At 65.7% G+C, this 19,032-nt stretch carries 17 protein-coding genes; 13 read left to right on the top strand and 4 right to left on the bottom strand.

Annotated features, from left to right (window positions below; genetic code table 11):
- Positions 1–37: 37 nt before the first annotated feature.
- On the top strand, positions 38–568 hold the full coding sequence (locus tag HNS03_RS12995; RefSeq protein ID WP_367195878.1) for a TRAP transporter small permease: 531 nt from the start codon (positions 38–40) through the stop codon (positions 566–568).
- Positions 569–573: 5 nt separating this feature from the next.
- Positions 574–1,887, top strand: coding sequence for a TRAP transporter large permease subunit (locus tag HNS03_RS12990; protein ID WP_367195877.1), 1,314 nt, complete (start codon positions 574–576; stop codon positions 1,885–1,887).
- A 91-nt stretch (positions 1,888–1,978) separates the two neighbouring features.
- Here HNS03_RS12990 and HNS03_RS12985 read toward each other — a convergent pair whose 3' ends face one another.
- The 4 genes from HNS03_RS12985 to HNS03_RS12970 form a co-directional block, all read right to left on the bottom strand.
- Positions 1,979–3,418: an NAD-dependent succinate-semialdehyde dehydrogenase gene (locus HNS03_RS12985; RefSeq protein WP_367195876.1), complete on the bottom strand. Its 1,440-nt coding sequence runs from the start codon at positions 3,416–3,418 to the stop codon at positions 1,979–1,981.
- Between the two features lie 151 nt (positions 3,419–3,569).
- On the bottom strand, positions 3,570–4,871 hold the full coding sequence (gene gabT / locus HNS03_RS12980) for a 4-aminobutyrate--2-oxoglutarate transaminase (protein ID WP_367195874.1): 1,302 nt from the start codon (positions 4,869–4,871) through the stop codon (positions 3,570–3,572).
- Positions 4,872–4,951: 80 nt separating this feature from the next.
- Positions 4,952–5,539: a cupin domain-containing protein gene (locus tag HNS03_RS12975; protein ID WP_367195872.1), complete on the bottom strand. Its 588-nt coding sequence runs from the start codon at positions 5,537–5,539 to the stop codon at positions 4,952–4,954.
- Positions 5,540–5,692: 153 nt separating this feature from the next.
- A complete protein-coding gene (locus tag HNS03_RS12970) occupies positions 5,693–7,243 on the bottom strand; it encodes an acetolactate synthase large subunit (RefSeq protein ID WP_367195871.1) in 1,551 nt (516 codons plus the stop codon).
- Positions 7,244–7,703: 460 nt separating this feature from the next.
- On the opposite strand from HNS03_RS12970, the gene HNS03_RS12965 reads away from it, so the two are divergent.
- The 11 genes from HNS03_RS12965 to HNS03_RS12915 all read left to right on the top strand — a co-directional run bounded on the left by HNS03_RS12965 (position 7,704) and on the right by HNS03_RS12915 (position 18,926).
- A complete protein-coding gene (locus tag HNS03_RS12965; RefSeq protein ID WP_367195869.1) occupies positions 7,704–8,420 on the top strand; it encodes an IclR family transcriptional regulator in 717 nt (238 codons plus the stop codon).
- Positions 8,413–10,131, top strand: coding sequence for a hypothetical protein (locus HNS03_RS12960; RefSeq protein WP_367195867.1), 1,719 nt, complete (start codon positions 8,413–8,415; stop codon positions 10,129–10,131). The genes HNS03_RS12965 and HNS03_RS12960 overlap by 8 nt, the downstream gene beginning before the upstream one ends.
- Complete coding sequence (locus HNS03_RS12955; RefSeq protein ID WP_367195865.1) at positions 10,128–10,835, top strand: hypothetical protein; 708 nt, start codon at positions 10,128–10,130, stop codon at positions 10,833–10,835. The genes HNS03_RS12960 and HNS03_RS12955 overlap by 4 nt, the downstream gene beginning before the upstream one ends.
- On the top strand, positions 10,835–11,809 hold the full coding sequence (locus HNS03_RS12950; protein WP_367195863.1) for a dipeptidase: 975 nt from the start codon (positions 10,835–10,837) through the stop codon (positions 11,807–11,809). Before HNS03_RS12955 ends, HNS03_RS12950 begins: the two co-directional genes overlap by 1 nt.
- Before the next feature lie 34 nt (positions 11,810–11,843).
- Complete coding sequence (locus HNS03_RS12945; RefSeq protein ID WP_367195861.1) at positions 11,844–12,893, top strand: ABC transporter substrate-binding protein; 1,050 nt, start codon at positions 11,844–11,846, stop codon at positions 12,891–12,893.
- 31 nt (positions 12,894–12,924) lie between these two features.
- Positions 12,925–13,773 (top strand): ABC transporter permease, encoded by an 849-nt coding sequence (locus tag HNS03_RS12940; protein ID WP_367195860.1) that lies wholly within the window; start codon positions 12,925–12,927, stop codon positions 13,771–13,773.
- Position 13,774: 1 nt separating this feature from the next.
- Positions 13,775–14,584, top strand: a complete 810-nt coding sequence (locus HNS03_RS12935) for an ABC transporter permease (RefSeq protein ID WP_367195858.1) — start codon at positions 13,775–13,777, stop codon at positions 14,582–14,584.
- A gap of 21 nt (positions 14,585–14,605) precedes the next feature.
- Positions 14,606–15,676: an ABC transporter ATP-binding protein gene (locus HNS03_RS12930; protein ID WP_367195857.1), complete on the top strand. Its 1,071-nt coding sequence runs from the start codon at positions 14,606–14,608 to the stop codon at positions 15,674–15,676.
- Between the two features lie 42 nt (positions 15,677–15,718).
- Positions 15,719–16,087 (top strand): RidA family protein, encoded by a 369-nt coding sequence (locus HNS03_RS12925; protein ID WP_367195855.1) that lies wholly within the window; start codon positions 15,719–15,721, stop codon positions 16,085–16,087.
- A 120-nt stretch (positions 16,088–16,207) separates the two neighbouring features.
- A complete protein-coding gene (locus HNS03_RS12920; RefSeq protein ID WP_367195853.1) occupies positions 16,208–17,419 on the top strand; it encodes an alanine--glyoxylate aminotransferase family protein in 1,212 nt (403 codons plus the stop codon).
- 130 nt (positions 17,420–17,549) lie between these two features.
- Entirely contained in the window at positions 17,550–18,926 is a 1,377-nt protein-coding gene (locus HNS03_RS12915; protein WP_367195851.1) for an FAD-binding oxidoreductase, read from the top strand.
- Positions 18,927–19,032: the final 106 nt, after the last annotated feature.

The raw sequence follows: 19,032 nt of genomic DNA, 5'->3' as shown, positions 1-19,032 counted from the left end.
CGGCCGGAAGGCGCGGTAGCGAGAAGCTCCGCGCCCGATGGCTGCCATCGCCGACGCCCCGATGCGCCCATTGATCCGTCTCTACGATTTCCTGATCGCAGGCTTCGCCGCTGTCGGCGCAGCATCGCTCGCGCTTTCGACCATCCTGATCGTCGCCGACGTGCTCCTGCGCAATTTCGGCCTGCAGCCGATCCAGGCGGCAAGCGCGCTGGTCGAATACGCGATGCTGGTGGCGACCGTCGGCGGCTCGCCATGGCTGGTCCGCCGCAAGGGCCATGTCGCCGTCGACAGCCTGATTGCGCAATTGCCCTCCCCGATCCATCGCACTCTGCTGGTCGGCGGCATGGTGCTGTCTCTCGCGGTGTGCGCCTTCCTCGGTTGGCGCGCGGCGATGCTCGCCTTGGAGGCGGTGGCGCGCGGATCGGTGGACATCCGCTCCATCATTCTGCCCGGCTGGATCGTCTATGCGCTCCTGTCCGCCGGCCTGTTCTTGTGCGCAACCGAGTTCCTTCGCCTTCTGATCGTGCGCGATGCGCCGATCGAGGCCCAGCACGGCAGCGGAGCCTGAGCCCCATGGATTGGCCCCAGGCCGCGCTCCTACTTCTGGGAGGGATCGTCGCGCTGATGGCGCTCGGCGTTCCCGTCGCCTTCGCCTTCCTGGCGATCAATATCGTCGGCGTTCTGGTGTTCATGGGCGGCATGGCCGGCATCGACCAGCTCGTGAGCAACGCCTCGGGAACCGTCACCACTTTCACGCTGGTGCCGGTCCCGCTGTTCATGATCATGGGCGAGCTGTTCTTCCACACCGGGCTCGCCATGCGCGTGTTCGACGCGCTCGACAAATGCCTGGGCGGCATCCGCGGCCGGCTCTCCTACCTGACCGTGGGCGGCGGCACGCTGTTTGCCACCCTTTCCGGCTCGTCCATGGCCAACACCGCCATGCTCGGCTCGCTGATGATGCCGGAGATGCTGAAGCGCGGCTACAAGAAGCACATGATCATGGGCCCGATCCTGGCCACCGGCGGGCTCGCGATGATCATCCCGCCGTCGACGCTGGCCGTGCTTCTGGGCTCGCTTGCCCGTATCGATGTCGGCGCGCTTTTGATCGCCGGCATCGTGCCCGGACTGATCCTCGCCTTCCTGTACGTGATCACCATCCGGCTGCAAATCGCGCACGATCCCGATGCCGCACCCGGCTACGCCGCCGCCCGCGCCCCGCTCAGTGAGATCGTGAAAGCGTTTGCCGTCAACGTCCTGCCCATGGGGCTGGTGGTGTTCTCGGTGATCGGACTGATCCTGCTCGGCTGGGCGACGCCGACGGAAAGTGCGGCGTTCGGCGTGCTCTCCGTCGTGGTGCTGGCCCTGATCTACCGGGCGCTCACTTGGGAGGCGATCGTCAAGTCGCTGACGGAATCGCTCGCCGTCACCGCGATGATGTTCCTGATCATTCTGGGCTCGTCGACCTTCTCCCAGGTGCTGGCTTTTTCCGGCGCGACCTCCGGCCTGATCGGCTGGGCCACAAGCTTCGATGTCGGCCCGTCGGTGATGCTGCTGGCCATGCTGCTCACGTTGATCGTACTCGGCATGTTCATGGACCAGCTTTCCATGATGATGCTGACGCTGCCGATCTTCATGCCGCTGATCCAATCCTTCGGCCTGGAACCAATCTGGTTCGGCGTGATCATGCTGCTTGCTCTGGAACTCAGCCTCGCCACCCCGCCATTCGGGATGCTCCTCTTCCTGATGGTCGGCGTCGGGCCGAAGGGAACGACGCTGGGCGAAGTGGCGCGCGCGGCGAGCCCCTATATCGCCTGCTCGCTCGTCGTGATCCTTTTGCTTGCGGTCTTCCCGGAGATCGCGCTGTTCCTGCCCAACCTGATGCGATGATACGGGCGGGCAAAGCCGATCGACCGTAAAAAAGGCCCATGCAGGAACTCCCGCACGGGCCTTGTCATCCCTTGCAGTCCGACGGGACCGGCTACTTGTCCATCTGCGTGACGAGCCTTGTGTCGAGATAGGCTTCGGTCGCCTCCGAGCCGCCCTCAGTGCCGTAACCGGAATCCTTGATGCCGCCGAACGGGATTTCCGGAAGCGCCAGCCCCACGTGATTGATCGCCAGCATACCGGCCTCGACCCGTGCCCGAAGCTGTTGCGAGCGCGCAGCCGAGCGCGTGAAGGCGTAGGCGGCGAGCCCGAACGGCAACCGATTCGCCTCGGCGATCGCCTCGTCGTCGTCGTTGAACCGGTTGATGATCGCGACCGGACCGAACGGCTCTTCGTTCATGATCCGGGCATCGGTCGGAACGCCAGCCAACACCGTCGGCTCGAAGAAGTAGCCCTTGTTGCCGATCCGCCGGCCGCCGGTGGCCAGTTCGCCACCGTGCTCCACCGCGTCCTGGATCAGGGCCTCCAGCGCGGGAATGCGGCGCTCGTTGGCAAGCGGCCCCATTTCCACGCCGTCCTCGGTACCCACGCCGACCTTCACCGCCTTGGCGGCCTCAGTGAAGCGATCGAGGAACTGGTCGGCGACGGCATCCTGGACAAGGAACCGCGTCGGCGACACGCACACCTGCCCGGCATTGCGGAACTTGTGCGCCGAGATTGCCTTGGTGGCTGCCTCCACATCGGCGTCGTCGTATACGATCACCGGCGCATGGCCGCCAAGCTCCATGGTCGCGCGCTTCATATGCATCCCGGCAAGCGCCGCAAGCTGCTTGCCCACCGGGGTGGAGCCGGTGAAGGAGATCTTCCGGATCACCGGATGCGGGATCAGATATTCCGAGATTTCCGCCGGGACGCCATAGACCAGATTGATCACACCAGCCGGGATGCCGGCATCCGCGAAGCAGCGGATCAGCTCCGCCGGCGAGGCCGGGGTCTCTTCCGGCGCCTTCACGATGATGGAGCAGCCGGTGGCCACCGCCGCCGACAGCTTGCGCACCACCTGGTTGATCGGGAAGTTCCACGGCGTAAACGCCGCCACCGGACCGACCGGCACCTTGATGGTCATCTGGGTGACGTTGGGCGCCCGCGACGGGATCACCTGGCCGTAGGTGCGGCGCGCCTCCTCGGCGAACCAGTCGATCACGTCGGCACCGGCCAGCACCTCGCCCTTCGCCTGGGCGAGCGGCTTGCCCTGTTCCGCCGTCATCATCGCGGCGACCGCATCGGCGCGTTCGCGCAGAAGCTCGCCGGCCTTGCGCATTTTGCGCGCGCGATCGAACGCGCCGGTCTGGCTCCAGACGGCGAAGCCGCGCTCGGCAGCCGCCAGCGCCCGGTCGAGATCGGGAACGCGGGCATGGGAAACCTTGCCGATCACATCCTCGGTCGCCGGATTGACGATGTCGATGGTTTCGCCCGCAGCCGCGTCGCACCACGCACCATCGATGAAGAGTTGCACGTCCGGATAGTTGCTCATGAGTCTCGCTTTCCTCCGGTTTCGCTCGGCGCGTCGACGACGCCCCTTCAAAGACAACGAGCCGGCAAACGAGGCCCAGGGACCATCGACTGCCGGCTCGACGAATCTCAACCCTTATCTGCCCGACCCGAAAGGTCTCGCCAAGAGGCGATCAGGCCGCATCGCGCTGGAGCGGCAGCGCCGCCTCGATTGCGGCCTCCATGAGGTCGAGGCCTTCGGCCAACACTGCGTCCGGAATCGTGAGCGGCGGCAGCAGCCGCACGACGTTTGCGCGGGTGCCGCAAGAGAGAAGAATCAGGCCCCTCGCTTCGGCTTCCTCAACGATCCGCCCGGTCAACTCGGGCGCGGCCGCCTTCGTGCTCCGGTCGGTGACGAGCTCATAAGCCACCATCGCGCCCAGGCCGCGCACGTCGCCGATCGCCTCGTGACCCGAGCGGGCCGCAAGCGCCGTCAGGCGCGCGGTGATCGTCTCGCCGATGGCGGTGGCGCGGGCAAGCAGCCCCTCCTCCTCGATCACATCAAGCACAGCGTTCGCCGCCGCCACGGCAAGCGGGTTGCCGCCATAGGTGCCGCCGAGGCCGCCGGGATGCGGCGCGTTTACGATTCGCGCCTTGCCCACGACGGCCGACAACGGAAACCCGCCGGCGATGCCCTTGGCCAGCGCCACCAGATCCGGTTTCACGCCGGAGTGCTCGATCGCGAGCATCTTTCCGGTGCGGCCCATGCCGGCCTGCACCTCGTCGGCGATCATCACGATGCCGTGGCGGTCGCACAGCGCGCGCAAAGCCTTGAGGAATTCCGGCGGCGCCACGTTGAAACCACCCTCTCCCTGCACCGGCTCCACGATCAGGGCGGCCACGCGCTGAGGATCGACGTCGCTGGTCAGGATCTCATCCAGGCCGCGCAGCGCGTCCTCGACTGTGACACCGAGCAGTTCGTTGGGGAACGGCGCATGATAGATCTCGCTCGGGAACGGTCCGAACCCGGCCTTGTAGGGCTTCACCTTGCCGGTCAGAGCCATCCCCATCATGGTGCGGCCATGGAAGGCGCCGGTGAAGGCGATGACTGCGGAGCGGCCGGTTGCCGCGCGCGCGATCTTCACTGCGTTCTCCACCGCTTCGACGCCCGTGGTCAGGCAGAGCGCGCGGTTTTCCTCGCCTGTGTCGACAAGGCCGTTCAGCCGCTCGCACAGCCGGACATAAGATTCATACGGCGCCACGTGGAAGCAGGTGTGTGTGAAGGCTTCCGCCTGCGCCATCACCGCCGCCATTACCTTGGGATGGCGATGGCCGGTATTGTTGACGGCGATGCCGGCGGCGAAATCGATATAGCGGCGGCCGTCGACGTCCCAAAGCTCGGCATTTTCCGCCCGCGCGGCGAAGATGTTCTTGCCGCCGACGCCCTGCGCCACGGCGGCGGCGCGACGGTGCGCCAGGCCCGGAATCTCAGACATGATGAACCCCTGTAAACCCTTCGGTCAGCACACCCTATCACGCTTTATATTTTGAGCAACTGAAGCCGGATCACGTTCGCTTACAGATAGGGCGGCGTGCACGCGGAGACCACGGTCGTGGGCCCGTCGTGCACATTGCGAAAGCGATGCGGCAAACGGCTGTCGAACAGATAGGCTTCGCCGGGATAGAGCACCCGCACCTGGTCGCCGACCGTCAGCTCCAGTGCACCTTCCAACACGTAACCACCCTCGCTGGAGAAGTGCTCCAGGCACGCTTCTCCCGTGTCCGCCCCAACTTCATAGGTCTCGTGCAGGATCTGTAGATTGTAACGCCGGGCATCACCCACCTGGCGCAGAACCACCTTGCCGTCGGCAGCATGCGCACCGGAGACCGGCAGCTTCGAGGTCAGATCGATGAGTTCGTCGACCGCAAAGAACGGCCCCTCCGGCGCGATCCGCTCCGGCTCGAAAAAGTCCGCCATCGTGACGTTCAGACCGCTCAATATTTTGCGCAATGTCGCGATGGAAGGGCTCGACTTGTTTTGCTCGACGATCGAGATTTGCGCATGCGGCACACCGGCGCGTTCGGCAAGCTGGCGCTGGGACAGCCCGGCCGATTTGCGCATGGCCAGCAACCGCGCGCCGATGTCGAAGCTCGGATCATCCATTTGTCGGGCACACCTTTTTTGAGCGCGGCATGGGGCAAAGCCGCACCCCTCCTCTATACCCCGGCCACGCAGAACGTTTCCAGGCGCAGCGGAAGCCGGCCCGTCATCCGGAAAAGCCGTAAAACCCAACGTCCATGACCTAGGGTCAGGACCTTACATCACCACCTCGATCAGGCGCGGTCCGGAGGACGAAAACGCGCCGCGCAGGGCGGCATCGAGTTCCGCGACCGTGGTCGCCCGCTCGGCGGAGACGCCAAAGCCTTGCGCAAGCTGGGTCCACTGTGGCTCCGGATGGTCGAGGCTCAACAACGGCGCCTCGCGCTCGCCGGGGTTGCCGGCGCCGATCTTCGACATCTCGTTAGCGAGGATCTTGTAGGAGCGGTTGGCCAGGATCAGCACCGTGATATCGAGCTGGTCGCGCGCCATGCTCCAGAGGCTTTGCAGCGTGTAAAGGGCGGAGCCGTCGCCGGTGATGGTTAGAACGCGGCGATCGGGACAGGCGACCGCCGCCCCCACCGCGACCGGCGTGGAATAGCCGATGGAGCCGCCGCGGTTGTTAATCCAGTCATGGCGGCCGGCATCGCCGCAATAGGCGTAGAGAAAGCCGCCATTTGTGATCGATTCGTCGACCACGATCGCCTGCTCTGGCAGCGCGTGGGCGACGGTGGCCGCCAGCGTCTCCGGTGTAATTACGGCACTCCGATCGGCCGGCGCGACAAGGGTCGGGCGGTGAGGTTCCGGCTTCGCCTCCAGAGCCGCTGCCAGCGCCTCAAGCGCCTTTTCCGCATCGGCGAGCAACGGCGAAACGGCGATGGTCTCGCACCCTTTCGGCAAGAGCTCGCTGCGGCGGCCGGGATAGGCGAAGAAAGCGACCGGCGCACGGGCCCCGACCAGGACGGCGGCCCACACCTCAGCGAGGGCCTCCGTCGCCGGGTCGACATGGAATGGCACCCGCGGCAACGGCGGCGTGTCGCCACCGCGCTCCATGCGCGAGACGGCGGATTCGGCAAAGAGGCGGCAGCCGGTCTTCTTCTGGATCGCGTCGGCGAGGCTCGCCATCCGTGCCGTGACGAACGGAGCGCCAAGAAGAAGCGCCACCCCGGAGCCTCCTTCCGAGAGCGTCCTGGCCGCGCGCGCCACCGCCTGGGCATCGAACTCGAGCGCCGGCGCAGGTGCGACCGGTTCGCCCGCCACATCGGTCGGCGACCAGGCGACGTCGTTGGGAAGCACCAACGTCGCAACCCGCGCCGACGGGCCCGCGATCTCGGCGAGCGCGTGGTTGGTCGCCGCAGACACCTCGTCGGCACTCTCCAGCGTCGCGACCACATCGGAAACCGTCTCGGCCATGCCCTCGATATCGGCAGTGAGCGGAGCGTCCAGTTCGAGATGGTAGGTCGCATGCTCGCCGACGATGTTGACCACCGCCGAATTTGCCTTTTTGGCGTTGTGCAGGTTTGCCATGGCGTTGGCGAACCCCGGACCGAGGTGAAGCAACGTCGCGGCGGGCTTGCCCGTCATGCGCGCATAGCCGTCCGCCGCCCCACTCGCCACGCCCTCGAACACGCATAGGTGCGTGTGCATGCCCGGATGACGCCCAAGCGCGGCAAGGAGATGCATCTCCGTCGTGCCGGGATTGGCGAAACAGGTGTCGACGCCGGCGGCGACAAGCGCCTCCACCAGAGCATCCGCTCCGTTCCTCGTCATGGGCTCCTCATCTGGCTTGAGAAAGGGCAGCGCCACCGTCGCACCTGCTGCAACTGCCTGTCGACCGCTCGCCCGCATTGGACACAATAATGAGCACAAGCGTGACCCGGCGTCCATACGCGATCGCGACCGGCCGCACCAGGCAAAACCGCCGTATCCGCGAGTTTCTCTCAGCTTTTTCCCGAGAAGCCCCCGAGCATATTGAACATCGGAAGCGGTCGCAGACTCGATCCAGAAGTCATCGGATCGAAAATCCACTGGAAACGCTCAAAAAAATTAGCAACTCCAGATTGGCTACTAAGCCCTTGCTCCGGCGAAAGAAATCCGCACGCATCGCAGTCGAGCCGCGCGAAAACCGCCGGAATCCGTTTGACAGGCGAAGGCGCACAGTCACACCATATTCGTAATGGATACGATGTCTTCTAATAGAATACATTCTTCCGAGCCGGGCGTCCGGCCTTTGTCGACGGTCCTCAAGACCCTCGAGCTCGTGGACCTGTTCGCGCGCCAGACGAGGCCCCTGAAGCTCGCCGACGTTGCCCGCGAGGGCGGTCTGTCGCGCGCGACGGCCTATCAGCGCCTGCTCACCCTCGTCGAAGCCGGCTGGCTGGAGCAGGATGACGACGGCCGCTACCGGCTCTCCATGCTGTCCGTGCGGCTTGCCGCTGCCGCGCTCGACCAGGCCGACATCGGCACACGCGCCGAACCGGCGCTGGCGCGCCTGGTGGCCACCGTCAACGAGACCTGTTCGCTCGCCATTCTCGATCGCGGCCTGCCCTGCATCGTCGCCCGTGTGGAGACCGACAGCGTCCTGCGCGCCGAACAAAAGCTCGGCACCTCGTTGTCCCTAGAAGGCTCCGCATCCGGTCGCGTCCTGGTCGCGTTCGCCGATCCCGTTACCCTCGACCGACTGAAGGAGGGCCCGCATCCGCTCCCCTCCGACGACGTGCTCGCCGATGTCCGCGCGCAAGGGTACGCGCTTTCCAGCGGCTACACCCAATCCGGCGTGCTCGGGCTCGCAGCCCCCGTTTTCGACCTCCATGGCCACTGCCGCGCGACGGTGTCGCTGGTCGTGCCGGTCAACCGGTTCGACCTCGACGCCTTCAGGGAACCGATGCTGGCGGCCGCCGCAGACATTACGCGCATCCTTAAAGGGAGCACCGACACGCATGGATAGCGTGCTTCACGCCTACGGCCCCGACGGCCGTCCCACCCTGCGCAACTGGCAGGAGATCATGAAACCGCATCGGCTGGCCGCCATGCAGCCGAGCCGGCTGAGCGGCACGCGCGCCATGATCAACAAGATGGTGCGCGAACGCTGGGAAATCACCCGCGAGCGTTTCGATATCGAGGCCGACGCCAGCGGCACCTTCGTCTATTCGATCAAGACGCCGACCCGGGACTTCTGCTTCATCGGTTTTTCCTTCCCGCCGAAGCCGGAAGGCCGCACCGGGCGCATCATCGGCCGCTCCTGGGACATGATGGGCACCTTGAACGAGGGGCCGGCGAGCGAAGCCGACATCGAGCGCGCGCGGGTGGAACTGCCCAAGCTCTATCGCGGCCGCGCCGGCGAGAACGCGCTGGTCTGGTGCCGCTCGAACCGGTCGATGCGGGCCTTCAACGCCGCGCTCGATGCGCTTGCCGAAGGCCGCCAGCCAGCGATCGAGGACCTCAACGCCGTCTGCTACCTCATGCGCAACACCGGGCTCGACGGCAACGGCACCTTCGGAACCCGCTCCTTCCCCTCGCTCGGCAAGGATCATCCGCTCGGCGGCGTGCTGGAGGCCCAGCTTCTACACGGCTATCTAATGCGCGAGTTCGCCTGCGACCTGGTCGAGCACCTGGCGCGGCTGAAGTCCGAGACCGCCGTGCCGCTCGCCCCGGAAATCCGGCGTTATCTCGGCGTCGGCAACGGCTCCGCCCTCGGCCTGATCTTCTTCGTCCATCGCCATCCGCGCCTGATGAATGCCTGGATCAGCGGCCGCGAGCAGGCGATCGCCCTTGCGCTCGGGCTTGAGCTCGGCGCCGGCGATCCGCGCATCGACACGCTGATCGGCCATCTGCAGCGCGCCATCACCTTCCGGACCCAAGACCGCATGGTCTACGAGACCTTCGCTTCGTCCGAGCGGATCGCCAAGGAGCTGTCCGGCCTGGCATCGAAGCTCGAAGAGCTGCGCGAGCGCGGTACCGTTGGCGGCGTGCCCCACCCCTACCCGCTCGACCATATCGCGGTAACGGCGGAGGCCACGCTTGCGCCGGAGACCTACGAGACCTTCCTGTCGCTGATCATCGAGCTGGTCGCCGACGAGGCCGACCGGATTGCGGCCGCTGTCGAAGGGCCCGACGAGTTCGTCGTGGAGCCGCGCATGACGGTCGCCGGCCTCAAGGCGATCCTGTGCTCGGAATATGCCTGGGCGCTGGACATTGATATGTCCGCGCCGAGCGCCAACACCTTCGTCTGGTACAAGTCGGAAACGGCGGAAGAGCCCCGCCGCGGTGCCCGCGCCGAAGTGCCGGAAGCACGCGACCTCGGCCTGGATGTGCCAGGCGACGTGCAGCGGATGATGGCCGACCTCAAGGCCGAAGACGGCGGGCTCTCCGTCGCGCGCTTCCTGTTCAAGCACCCCGAGCATCGGCTGATGGCCGCGCGGGTGCAGAACCTCGCCGGCAGCTACTTCCACACCCCCCACGCCAACATCAACGGCGAGGACTTCGTGCCGATCGACCTGGTGCGGCTGATGAACGTCGCCGTCCACGGCATCGACAAGACCCGCGACTACCTGCAGCGCAACCTGCGCGGCGTTCTCTACCACGGCGCTCCGACCCCGGATGACATTCGCGCCGGCCGCGGAGACGCCTGGTTCTATCCCGAGGAGCCGAGACTTTGAGTACCGACGCGACGATCCTGCGGGTCATGCCGCGCGAAATGCGGCTGATGAGCGAACGGATTCTGTCCCTCACCGAGCTGCCCAAGGGCTTCGCCCTGATGGCGCTGGATCTGGTGATGTATTCCCAGGCGATGGGACTTGGCGGGTTCGCGCTTCTGGAGTCCCGCATCGAGGTCCTGAAGCCGGCCGATCCACGTCGAATGCGGCTCGTCTCCGACACCGGTCCTCGCTGGACCCTGGATGCCAACGGCGAGCATGCCTGGTTCGCGATCCCCTCCGCGATCGATCTTCTCGACGAAGCGATCGGCGATGGCGAGACGGCGGAGATCGAGATCGTTAGCGCAGCCGATCCGGAGGAGTTGGCGGTCGCGACCGCGTTCGCCTGCCGCTCCGGCCTTGTCGTCACCTGCGGGGGGCGCGTGCTGTCGGCACGACGCGCGGAAACGCGAACCGATCCGGTGATGGAGAAGGTACTGCGGGACGGCTGCCGGATCGCCGCCGACCAATGGTGGCGGATCTACGAGCTCGCCCAAACCGCCCTTGCCCCCGACACGGTGGTCTCGCGCCGCCACGCCGGCCCGGTGATCGTGACGGAGGACGGCACCGTGATCGGACGCTCCGACAATGACGACGACACCGACGTCTCCTTCATCGGCTCGTCGCCCACCGAAGCCGCCACCGCCCAGCACGAGAAAGCCTGCTGATGATCATCGATGGCCTTGAATGCGGTCACTTCGACCGCCAGTCCTTCCTGTCGCTGAAGACGGCCGGCGTCGCCGGCGTGGTGGTGACCTGCGGCTTCTGGGAAGGGGCGCTGGAATCCCTCGATTCTCTCGGCGCCTGGCGCGACCTGATCCGCGAGAATGAAGACGTCGCAACCATCGCCACCACGCCGGCCGAGATCGAACAGGCGGCCGCCGACGGCAAGGTCGCCGCGATCCTCGGCTATCAGAATGCCAATCTGTTCGAAGGCCGAATCCGGCTCGTCGAGATGTTCGCCGAACTCGGCGTGCGGGTGGTTCAGCTCACCTACAACAACCAGAACGAACTCGCCGGTAGCTGCTACGAGGTAGAGGATTCCGGTCTTGCCCGCTTCGGCAAGGAAGTCGTGCGGGAAATGAACGCCGCCGGCATCCTGATCGACTGCAGCCATGTCGGGAACCGGTCGACGCTGGACGCCATCGAGGCTTCCAGCAAGCCGATCGCCGTTACCCATGCCAATGCCGACAGCCTGTTTCCACACAAGCGCAACAAGACCGATGATGTCCTGAAGGCGCTTTCCGAAACCGGCGGCGTGATCGGCTGTGCGGCCTATCGCAACATCACCGGCGACGACTACTGCGCCTCGATCGAAGCGTGGTGCACGATGGTGGCACGCACCGTGGAGATCGCCGGCATCGACACCGTCGCGATCGGCACTGACCGCAGTCACAACTTCACCGCCCCGGACTATGCCTGGATGCGCCAGGGGCGCTGGACCCGCGGCATCGACTACGGCGCCGGCTCCGCGGCCCGCCCCGGCAAGGCTGCGCCTCCGGAGTGGTTCCAGACCGTGGAGGACATGGCCGTCATTCCCGGCGGGCTCGCCGCCGTCGGCTTTTCCCAAGAAGAGATCGACAAGATCACGCACAAAAACTGGCTTCGTCTATACGCGACCACCTTCCGCCAAGCAGATTGACTTCCCTCAACCCCGAAAACAAAGAGCGTTCCAGATGGTTGATTTGAAGACTTCTTCCGGGCGGTTCGTGCTGAACCGCCGTCGCTTCCTCAAGGGCTCTGCGACGGTGGCCGCCGGCGCGCTCGCGATGCCCTATATCGCCCGCGCTCAGGACAGGGTCCTCTACGTGAACTCCTGGGGCGGCCCCTGGCTGGAAGCCGCGCAAGCGAACCTGTTCGAGCCCTTCACCAAGGAAACCGGGATCGAGATCCGCACGGTCTCGCCGGTCTCGTTCGCCAAGCTCGCCGCGCAGACCCGCACCGGCGTCTACGAGTTCGACGTCACCACGCTGGGCGGCGGCGACATCGTGCGCGCCAACGATGCCGGCATCATCGAGGACATCGACGCCCCTTACGAGGGTGGTGAGTTCCAGAACGGCGTCGCGAGCCATGCTTTCGCCACCGTGATGGCCTGGCGCACCGACACCATCGAAGGCACGCCCCAGGACTGGACGGACTTCTGGAATGTCGACAAGTTCCCGGGCGCCCGTTCGCTGCAGCGCTACGCGGCCCGTGTGATCCCGATCGCGCTCCTGGCCGACGGTGTCCCCATCGACCAGCTCTATCCGCTCGATATCGAGCGCGCATTCGCCTCGCTCGACAAGATCAAGCCACACATCCGCGTGTGGTGGACGGCCGGCGCCCAGTCGACCCAGATCCTGCGCGACGGCGAGGTCGACATGATCGGCATCTGGCACGGCCGCTATTTCGAGGCGCTCGACGCCGGCGCGCCGGTCGCCATGACCTGGAACCAGGCCGAGATCGACCGCGCCTATTGGGTCATCGCCAAAGGCACGCCACACATGGAAGAGGCCAAGGAGTTCGTGCAGTTCGTCACGTCCGCCAAGCCGCTCGCGGGCTTTGCCACACAGGCGAACTACGGCGCGCTGAACCCGGCGGCGAACGCGTTCATCTCCGACGCTGCGGCGGAACGGATGCCAACGGCGCCACAGCACTACCCGAAGACGTTCGAGCAGGACATGGCCAACTGGGGCGCCGATCCCCACGAAGTGTCCATGCGCTTCGACGAGTGGCTCGCCCAGTAAGCCAGTAGTCCACGAGCACCGGAAGCAGCCGATGAACCGCCTGATCTCGCGCGTGTCCGAGCAAAAGACCCTGTGGCCTTGGCTGCTTCTGCTTCCGCTGACGGCCTACCTGATCGTGTTCTTCGCCATCCCGCTGGGCCAGGTCGCGCTGATGAGCGTGACCGAGCCCCACGTGGGGTTGGAGAACTACGAGAAAGTCCTGACCGGATCGCTCTATCGCAAGGTGTTCATCAACACCTTCATGACGGCCGGTCTGGTGACGGTGTGCTGCCTTCTGGTGGGCTATCCGCTGGCCTACCTCATGGCCCACACCTCCGATCGCCGGGCGATGCTGATCCTGCTCCTGATCACCATGAGCTTCTGGACCAGTTTCCTGGTGCGCACCTATGCGTGGATGGTGCTCTTGGGCAACAACGGCCCGATCATCTGGCTGTTCACGGCCGTCGGGATCGCCGATCCGCCGCACCTGCTGTTTACGCGCTTCTCCTCGACGCTGGCGATGGTCCACATCCTCGCGCCGTACATGATCATGAACATCTATTCGGTGATGAAGAAGATCGACCCGGCGCTGATCCGCTCCGCGGAGAGCATGGGTGCGCGCGGCTTCTCCCTGTTCCGCCATGTCTATCTGCCGCTGACGGCACCCGGCATCGCCAACGGCTCCGTCCTGGTCTTCGTCATCTGTCTCGGCTTCTACGTCACGCCCGTCCTGCTCGGCAGCCCGCGCGAGCAGATGGCCGCCGGCCTGATCGGTCATCAGATCGAGGAGTTTCTGGCCTTCGGGCTCGCCTCGGCGATGGCGATCGTGCTGCTCACCATCACGCTGGCGGTGCTCGCCGTCTACCACCGCCGCTTCGGCCTCGATCGTCTGTGGGGTTGATATGAACACGATGATGCGCTGGTTCGGCGTCGCGGTGATCGTCTTCATCGCCGCGCCGCTGGTGATCGTGGTACCGATGTCGTTCTCCACGGCCTCGTCACTGCAGTTCCCACCGCCGGGCTACTGGCTCGGCTACTATGCCGATTATTTCTCCGATCCGAGTTGGCTCAGGCCGACCTGGAACAGCCTCTTCATCGCCACCTGCGTCACGCTTCTGACCATGGCGCTGGTGGTACCGGCGACCTTCGCCCTGGTGCGCCACAAATTCTGGGGCAAGGGCATCGCCAATCTGATGATGATGATGCCGATGGCGGTGCCCCACATCGTCATGGCGGTGGGCTACTATTCGGTGCTTGGCCAGTGGCGGCTGGTGCACACCCATCTGGGCGTCATCCTCGCCCACACCTGCCTGTCGGTGCCGATCACCTTCCTGGTGCTGTCGGCCAACCTGAAGGGCTTCGACCAGACGCTGGAGCGCGCCGCGCGCAGCCTGGGCGCAAGCCCGATCCAGACCTTTATTCACGTCACGCTGCCGATCCTCCGGCCGGGCCTGTTCATCTCCGCCCTGTTCGCCTTCATCCAGTCTTTCGACGAGACGGTGGTGGCGATCTTCATCTCCGGGCGCGATGCGGAAACCCTGCCGCGCAAGATGTTCGACAGCATCCGCCAGGAGGCCGACCCGGTCATCGCCGTGATCTCCAGCCTCCTGTTCCTGGTCGTCCTGATTGCGCTGGTCGCCCCGCATGTCGCGCGCACGGTGCGCCGCGTGATCGCCGACCGCCGCGTCACTCCGACGATCTCCGCCGAATAACCTGTCCTGCCGGGAGCCTCCATGAGCAGCTATCTGCGCCTGTCCGGGATCAACAAGACCTATGGCGACTTCGTCGCCCTCGACAACGTGAACCTGGACGTCGCCAAGGGCGAGTTCGTCACCTTCCTGGGCCCATCCGGCTCGGGCAAGACGACCACGCTGATGATCATCGCCGGCTTCGAGCAGGCGACCCGCGGCAGCGTCGAGATCGAGGGCGTCTCGCTCTCCGGTCTCGATCCCCAGGACCGCAACATCGGCATCGTGTTCCAGAACTACGCGCTGTTTCCGCATAAGACGGCGGCCGACAACGTCTATTTCCCGCTGCAGATGCGCGGCGTAAAGCGCGCGGAGGGCCTCAAGAAGGCCCAGGCCATGCTGGAGCTGGTCGGGCTGGAGGGTTTCGCCCACCGGTACCCGAAGGAGCTTTCCGGCGGCCAGCAGCAGCGCGTCGCGCTCGCCCGCGCGCTGGTGTTCGAGCCGGACCTGCTACTCCTCGACGAGCCGCTCGGCGCGCTGGACAAAAATCTGCGCGAGCAGATGCAGATCGAGATCAAGCGGATCCAGCGCAAGCTCGGCGTCACCACGATCTTCGTCACCCACGACCAGACCGAAGCGATGTCCATGTCGGACCGCATCGTGGTGTTCTCCAAGGGCAATATCGAGCAGTCCGGTCCGCCGCTCGACATCTACCACCGCCCGACCACCCGTTTCGTCGCCGACTTCATCGGCGAGAGCAACCTGATCCCGGGCCACATCGCGAATGCCGCCGAGGGCGTGGTGGAGAGCCCCGTGCTCGGCACCTGCCGCTACCTGACCAACGGACAACCGTCCGTCTCCAACGGCGATGAAGTCGCGGTCGTGATCCGGCCGGAACACATGAAGCTCTCGCGCAACCCGATCGAAGGTCGTTCAAACGCCCGCATGACGATCGATACGATCGTGAACTACGGCGACAACGCGCTGGTGATCGGGCACGCCGGCGAGCAGCCGATCCGGGTGCGGGTGTTGGGCGCCGACGTGGTGATCCTGCACGAGGGCGACGAGTGCTGCTTTAGCTGGACCGACGACGCCGTGTTCCTCGTCACGAGCTGAGCGTAATCGCGACCGGTCTGCAATTCGGAGACAATCGAAAAGATGATTACGCGTTTCGGCGTCGGCGCGCGCATGTCGCTCGCGACAGAGTATAACGGCACCGGCTACTTCGCCGTCACCCCGCAGTGGCCCTACGACGGCGCGCTTTCCACCGCTGAACAGACCCGACAGCTTCTCGCCAAGGCCGACGCCCGTTTGGCCGAGATCGGCTCGGACAAATCGCGGCTCCTGTTCGTGGCGATCATCCTGCGCGATCTCGCCGATCTCGCCGCCTTCAACGAGACGTGGGACCATTGGATCGAGGACGTCGCCCCACCCTCGCGGGCCTGCTTCGAGGCGAAGCTCGCCCATCCGGACCTGAAGGTTGAGATGATCATGGTGTCGGCCACGGAAGTGCCGAGCGCCCAATGAGGCAGCGCGTCGCGGCGAACCGCCGCGATAGGACCGCCGCGCCGTTGTATGGACCGAGAACAACGATAGAGTGGCTGCCGCAACTGCCCTTCCATCGTCGTCTCGAGGTCTTTCCGTTCCATGTCTCTCGCTTCCGGTCGGCCCTATGTCGCCATTCCCGGTCCTTCGGTCATGCCCGATCGCGTGCTCGCCGCCATGCAGCGGCCGGCGCCGAACATCTACACCGGGGCGATCGTCGACCTGACCCAGTCGATCCTTGCCGACCTGAAGCGGGTGGCAAACTGCACCGCCCATGTCGCGCTCTATATTTGCAACGGGCACGGTGCCTGGGAGGCGGCGATCGCCAATATGGCCTCGCGCGGCGACCGGATCCTGGTCTGCAGCACGGGCCATTTCGGCCTCGGCTGGGCCGATCATGCCCGCAGGATGGGGCTCCAGGTCGACCTGCTCGATTTCGGACGCCAAGCACCGATCGATCCCGCCCGGGTGAGAGAAGCGCTTGCGGCCGACCGCGAGCATTCCATCCGGGCGGTGCTGATGACCCAAGTGGACACAGCCACCAGCCTGCTCAACGACGTGCCGGCCGTGCGCGACGCGATCGACGCGGCGGGCCATCCGGCCCTGCTCGCGGTCGACGCGATCGCCTCGCTTGCCTGCGAGCCGGTCTATTTCGACGCCTGGGGCATCGACGTGCTGATCGCCGCCAGCCAGAAAGGGCTGATGACGCCGCCCGGCATCTCGTTCCTCTGGATCTCGGAAAAGGCGCTCGCCGCCTCCAAGGACAGCGACCTCGCCACACCCTACTGGGACTGGAAGACCAGGGTCGCGCCGCGCGTCTTTTCCCACAATTTCGGCGGCACTTCGCCGACCCATCATCTCTATGCGCTGCGCGAGGCGCTCGACATGATCGCGGAAGAAGGGCTGGAAGCGATCTGGGCGCGCCATCGCGCGCTTGCCCGCGCCGTCTGGTCCGCCTTCGACGCCTGGAGCCAGGACGGCGACATCGCCCTCAACGTCTCCAACCCCGCCTACCGCTCCCATGCGGTTACGGCGGCCCGGATCGGCGACGGCGGCGCGGAACGACTGCGAACATGGGTAGAGGAAAAGGCCGGCATCACATTGGGAATCGGCCTTGGAATGGTGGAGCCCGGCGCCCCGACCCAGAACGATTTTCTTCGGGTCGCTCACATGGGCCATGTGAACGCGCACATGACTTTGGGCATGCTCGCCACCATGGAAGCCGGCTTGCAGGCGCTCCACATTCCCCACGGCAAAGGCGCGGTGGATGCCGCCGCCGGCGCGATCGCTGACAGCCTCGCGGATCGCATTTGACGCCGGCGGTTGCGCGCGGGCGCGCTGCGCATAGAACGCCAATGTCGATTTCGAAGCAGTAGCGCCCTGACCTCCACCTCCTGAGTTCCGCGACGGAGCACCCGGTCGTGGCTGCACTGAGAGCCTCCCTATGATCGATCCAATCGACCCGGCCTTCCGGGCCGCCCTGCAGGATTGTCCGGAAGACCTCGGCCTGATGGACGAGCCGGACGACCTCGTCCGCTTCGCGGGCGACACCAGCCGGGCGCCGGCCTCTCCGCCCGCCTTCGTGCTGCGGCCCAAGAGCCCCGCCGGGGTTCAGGCCGCGATGACCCTTTGCCAGGCCTTCAACCAGCCACTGGTGCTTCAGGGCGGATTGACGGGCCTTTCCGGCGCGGCACGGCCGCAAACGGGCGAAGTCGCGCTCTCGACCGAACGGCTGACCGCCATCGAGCCGGTCGACGTGGTCGGCGGTCGGGTGACGGCCGAGGCCGGCGTACCGCTGGAGCGAGTGCAGAAGGCGGCCGAAGATGCCGGCCTGTTCTTCGGTGTCGATATCGGCGCGCGGGGATCGGCCACGGTTGGCGGCATCTGCTCCACCAATGCCGGCGGTGTCCGGGTGTTGCGCTATGGCATGACGCGGGACCAGGTGCGCGGCATCGAGGCCGTGCTTGCAGACGGTAGCGTCCTGTCCGACATGCGCCCGCTCGACAAGAACAATGACGGGCTGGATCTGAAGCAACTTTTCGTGGGCAGCGAAGGCACCCTCGGCGTCATCACGCGCGCCACCTTCCGGCTGCATCCGAAGCCGACGATCGAAAAGAACGCGCTGTGCGCGGTCGCAGGCCCCACCGAGGCACTCGCGCTGCTGTCCCATCTGAGAGGCCTGCTCGGTCCGGCCCTTAGCGCGTTCGAAGGGATTTGGCCCAACGTTTATGCCGGCGCGTGCGAACACATCGGCCAGCGTCCGCTTGCGCCCGGTGCCGGCCTCTATGTGCTCGTCGAAATGCACGGCTTTTCCGGAACGACCGTGGAGGATGCGCTCGAACAGGCGCTCCTGTCCGCCTATGAGGACGGGCTGTGCAGCGACATCGTCGTCTCTCAATCGGGACGAGATTTCGCCGCCCTGTGGGAGCTCCGGGAGGCCTGCCCGGAGTACACCCTGTCAGTAGGCAAGCTGCTCGCACACGACATCAGCCTACCGCTCTCCGTGATCCCGGACTTCATGGCGCGCGCCCGTTCATGCGTCCTGGCAATCGACGATCAGGCGGACTTTTTCGTGTTCGGCCATCTGGGCGACGGCAACCTGCATTTTTTGGTCCAAAGCCGGGAAGAAGGCGCGGTGAAACAGGCCGTCAACGCGCTAGCGGCGGATTTCGGTGGCAGCATCTCCGCCGAACATGGCGTCGGCGTCTTGAAGAAGCCCTATCTTCCGCTCGTTCTCGGGACCGACGAACAGCTTGCCATGCGGCGCATCAAGCACGTACTCGACCCCACCGATATCCTCAATCGCGGGCGGATTTTGTAGAAGCATTTCCAGGCGAAGGAAGAACTGGTTCGCCGTTCGCGAAAGCGGCAGGAAATCGGCCTGTCGTTTGCGGCGAAAGCGCACCAGTGCGATCGCGGTGGTGCCG

The sequence above is a fragment of the Amorphus sp. 3PC139-8 genome, assembly GCF_040750475.1.
Lineage (GTDB): Bacteria > Pseudomonadota > Alphaproteobacteria > Rhizobiales > Amorphaceae > Amorphus.
This window is presented reverse-complemented; position numbering and strand designations above follow the sequence as displayed.

Coding starts and splice junctions, on each gene's coding strand:
- HNS03_RS12970 (WP_367195871.1), bottom strand. CDS start 7,243: ATGACGAGGAACGGAGCGGATGCTCTGGTGGAGGCGCTTGTCGCCGCC.
- HNS03_RS12960 (WP_367195867.1), top strand. CDS start 8,413: ATGGATAGCGTGCTTCACGCCTACGGCCCCGACGGCCGTCCCACCCTG.
- HNS03_RS12930 (WP_367195857.1), top strand. CDS start 14,606: ATGAGCAGCTATCTGCGCCTGTCCGGGATCAACAAGACCTATGGCGAC.
- HNS03_RS12920 (WP_367195853.1), top strand. CDS start 16,208: ATGTCTCTCGCTTCCGGTCGGCCCTATGTCGCCATTCCCGGTCCTTCG.
- HNS03_RS12990 (WP_367195877.1), top strand. CDS start 574: ATGGATTGGCCCCAGGCCGCGCTCCTACTTCTGGGAGGGATCGTCGCG.
- HNS03_RS12985 (WP_367195876.1), bottom strand. CDS start 3,418: ATGAGCAACTATCCGGACGTGCAACTCTTCATCGATGGTGCGTGGTGC.
- gabT (WP_367195874.1), bottom strand. CDS start 4,871: ATGTCTGAGATTCCGGGCCTGGCGCACCGTCGCGCCGCCGCCGTGGCG.
- HNS03_RS12950 (WP_367195863.1), top strand. CDS start 10,835: ATGATCATCGATGGCCTTGAATGCGGTCACTTCGACCGCCAGTCCTTC.
- HNS03_RS12995 (WP_367195878.1), top strand. CDS start 38: ATGGCTGCCATCGCCGACGCCCCGATGCGCCCATTGATCCGTCTCTAC.
- HNS03_RS12935 (WP_367195858.1), top strand. CDS start 13,775: ATGAACACGATGATGCGCTGGTTCGGCGTCGCGGTGATCGTCTTCATC.
- HNS03_RS12925 (WP_367195855.1), top strand. CDS start 15,719: ATGATTACGCGTTTCGGCGTCGGCGCGCGCATGTCGCTCGCGACAGAG.
- HNS03_RS12945 (WP_367195861.1), top strand. CDS start 11,844: ATGGTTGATTTGAAGACTTCTTCCGGGCGGTTCGTGCTGAACCGCCGT.
- HNS03_RS12915 (WP_367195851.1), top strand. CDS start 17,550: ATGATCGATCCAATCGACCCGGCCTTCCGGGCCGCCCTGCAGGATTGT.
- HNS03_RS12940 (WP_367195860.1), top strand. CDS start 12,925: ATGAACCGCCTGATCTCGCGCGTGTCCGAGCAAAAGACCCTGTGGCCT.
- HNS03_RS12975 (WP_367195872.1), bottom strand. CDS start 5,539: ATGGATGATCCGAGCTTCGACATCGGCGCGCGGTTGCTGGCCATGCGC.